Source organism: Mesorhizobium sp. M7D.F.Ca.US.004.01.2.1 (assembly GCF_003997785.1).
Taxonomy (GTDB): Bacteria; Pseudomonadota; Alphaproteobacteria; order Rhizobiales; family Rhizobiaceae; genus Mesorhizobium; species Mesorhizobium loti.
Window position 1 is genome coordinate 1 of the sequence record NZ_RZRQ01000753.1, and the last position, 552, is coordinate 552.

The 552-nt window shown below is 63.2% G+C and carries 1 protein-coding gene; it reads left to right on the plus strand.

What is annotated here, in order from left to right:
- On the plus strand, nucleotides 1-533 hold a 533-nt coding region (locus tag EN993_RS36630), incomplete at its 5' end, for an FtsW/RodA/SpoVE family cell cycle protein (RefSeq protein ID WP_164758100.1).
- Nucleotides 534-552 lie beyond the last annotated feature (19 nt).

The window sequence follows — 552 nt, forward strand, 5'->3', positions numbered from 1 at the left end:
CCTATACGGTGTTTCCGCATGTTGCCTTGCGCATCGACAAGTTCCTCACCGGCGAGGGCGACACGTTCCAGGTCGACATGGGGCGCGAGGCGCTGATCAATGGCGGCTGGTTCGGCGTCGGGCCGGGCGAGGGCACGGTCAAGCGGGTCATCCCCGACAGCCATGCCGACTTCGTCTTCTCGGTCGCCGGCGAAGAGTTCGGGCTGATCATGTGCTTCTTCATCATGTCGATCTTCGCCTTCATCGTGCTGCGCGGCCTCAACACGGCGCTGAAGGAACACGACGATTTCACCCGCTATGCGGTCGGCGGTCTCGTCACTGTCTTCGGCCTGCAGGCAGTCATCAACATGTGCGTCAACCTGCAGCTGGTGCCGGCCAAGGGCATGACGCTGCCGTTCATCTCCTATGGCGGCTCCTCGCAGATCGCCATCGCCATCTCGATGGGCATGGTGCTGGCGCTGACACGCAAGCGGCCGGAAAAGCGCAAGCAGATGGGCTTTGGCCTGTCGCAACGCGCCGTGCCGGCGGAGTGATATGGCCAGAGGCGTCATC